Origin of the sequence: Falsiroseomonas oryzae (genome assembly GCF_027856955.1) — a bacterium.
Taxonomy (GTDB): Bacteria; Pseudomonadota; Alphaproteobacteria; order Acetobacterales; family Acetobacteraceae; genus Falsiroseomonas; species Falsiroseomonas oryzae.
The window spans coordinates 1-2229 of record NZ_JAPSMD010000649.1; the positions used below are offsets into that span (position 1 = coordinate 1).

Consider the following 2229-nt stretch of genomic DNA (forward strand, 5'->3'; position numbering starts at 1 on the left):
CGGCTGGCGGCGGCGCCGGGCTGAGGGATGCGGCGCGTGCTGGTCTGGATCGGCCTGCTGCTGCTGGCCGCGCTGCTCGGCGCGGGCTGGTGGCTGTGGACGCCGGACCAGCCGCGCGCGGCGCTGGAGGCGCGCCACGCCGCGCCGCCCAGCCGCTTCGTGGAGGTGGACGGCGTCCGCCTGCATGTCCGCGACACGGGCCCGCGGGACGCACCCGCCGTGCTGCTGCTGCACGGCTTCGGCTCCTCCCTGCACACCTGGGAAGCCTGGTCGCGGCTGCTGGACGCCGAGCGGCGCGTCATCCGGCTGGACCTGCCGGGCTTCGCGCTGACCGGGCCCGACCCGACCGGCGACTATTCCGACCTGCGTGCGGTGGCGCTGTTGGCGGGGCTGCTGGATGCGGTCGGCGTGCCGCGCGCCGATGTCGTCGGCAGTTCCATGGGCGGGCGCATCGCCTGGCGCTTCGCGGCGGAACGGCCGGGACGCGTGCGCCGCCTGGTGCTGATGGCGCCGGACGGCTTCGCCAGCGCAGGGTTCAGCTACGACAAGCCGGCCGGCGTGTCCCCGATGATGCGCGCCCTGCCCTACACCCTGCCGACGCCGCTGCTGCGCGCCGGCCTGGCGCCGGCCTACGCCGATCCGGCCGCGCTGACGGATGAGGTGGTGGCGCTGTACCGCGACATGATGCTGGCGCCCGGCGTGCGGCGCGCCATCCTGGACCGGATGGCGACGCATGTGCTGGTGCGGCCGGAGCCCATCCTGCAGCGCATCGCGGCGCCGGTTCTGCTGCTCTGGGGCGAGCAGGACCGCATGGTGCCGGCGCCGCATGCAGCCGACTATGCGCGGGAGCTGCGCGACAGCCGCACGGTCGTGCTGCCCGGGCTGGGCCATGTGCCTATGGAGGAGAATCCGGCGCGATCGCTGGCGCCGGTTGCGGCGTTCCTGGCGCAGTAGCGCCCACGGGCGCCGACTCCGGACCGTCACCACAGGACGTCACTGCCGATTGACCCCTTCGCGTACCGGCCCCTAGCGTCCGCCCTGGACCAGGGGTTGAAAGGGATGCGCGGCATGGCGGCGGGGGGGATCACGCGACGCGGGCTCGGCGGACTGGCGCTGGCGCCGGGCCTGGCGCGGGCGCAGGCGCCATATCCGGGCAACCGCCCCGTTGCCATCGTGGTCGCCTTCGCGCCGGGCGGATCGACCGACACCGTTGCGCGCCTGGTCGCGCAGCAGCTGCAGCGCCTCCTGGGCGGCAGCTTCGTGGTGGAGAACCGGGCCGGCGCGAGCGGCACGATCGGCTCCGCCCATGTCGCGCGCGCGCGTCCGGACGGGTACACGCTCCTCTTCGCGGGGAGCGGAACCTATTCCATGTCCGGCCACCTCTATCCGCAGCGCGGCTACGACGAGGAGCAGAGCTTCACGCCGATCGGCTCGGTCAGCACCTCCTCGCTGTTCATGTGCCTGAGCCCGCGCCACGCCATGCGGGACATCGGCAGCTTCATCGCGCGCGCGAAGGAGGCGCCGGGGCGGATGAGCTACGCCTCCTCCGGCGCGGGCAGCTCGGCGCACATCATCACCGAGCTGTTCCTGGAAGGCGCGGGCATACAGGTGGAAAACATCACCTACCGCGGCGGTGCGCCGGCGGTGCAGGCGGTCATCACCGGAGACGTCCAGATGGCCTTCGTCGAAGCCGTGACCGCGCTGCCGCTGATGCGCAACGGCGAGGTGCTGGGCGTGGCGGTCACCAGCGCGCAGCGCAGCCCGCTGGCGCCGGAGGTACCGACCATCGCCGAGAGCGCCGTGCCCGGCTTCGAAGGCACCACGACGCTCGCGATGTTCGCCCCCGCCGGCACGCCGGACGAGATCGTCTGGCGCCTGCACCGCGCCGTGGCGGAGGCGATGCAGGTGCCGGACCTGGTGGCGCAGCTGCGCACAGGCGCGGTGTTCCCGCGGGTGATGTCGCCCGACGAGTTCCGCCCCTTCCTCGCCTCCGAACGGCGGCGCTGGCTGGAGGTGATCCGCAGCCGCGGCATCACCGCCGGATGAGTGGGCCGCCGGCCGGGCTTGTCCGGCACATCCTTGAGGAGAGCGCGCGGCTGGCCGCGCTGTGCACGGCCTGCGGCGCCTGCGTGCGGGCGTGCCCCATGACGCCCTACGCGGCCGGCGTCGCGGAGGCCGGCGCGGAGGCGGTGGCCGCCGGCATGCGCGAGGTGCTGCGCGACGGGCCCG

The 2229-nt window shown here is 74.4% G+C and carries 3 protein-coding genes; all 3 read left to right on the top strand.

Annotated features, from left to right (window positions below; translation table 11 throughout):
- The first annotated feature begins 36 nt into the window (after positions 1-36).
- A complete protein-coding gene (locus OZN99_RS30100) occupies positions 37-954 on the top strand; it encodes an alpha/beta fold hydrolase (protein ID WP_456299915.1) in 918 nt (305 codons plus the stop codon).
- Positions 955-1068: 114 nt separating this feature from the next.
- Positions 1069-2046 (top strand): Bug family tripartite tricarboxylate transporter substrate binding protein, encoded by a 978-nt coding sequence (locus tag OZN99_RS30105; RefSeq protein ID WP_270938892.1) that lies wholly within the window; start codon positions 1069-1071, stop codon positions 2044-2046.
- On the top strand, positions 2043-2229 hold a 187-nt coding region (locus tag OZN99_RS30110; RefSeq protein WP_270938893.1), incomplete at its 3' end, for a 4Fe-4S binding protein. The genes OZN99_RS30105 and OZN99_RS30110, both read left to right, overlap by 4 nt.

Excerpts from the sequence above, each read along its gene's own strand:
- OZN99_RS30105 (WP_270938892.1), top strand. The coding sequence starts at position 1,069 with ATGGCGGCGGGGGGGATCACGCGACGCGGGCTCGGCGGACTGGCGCTG.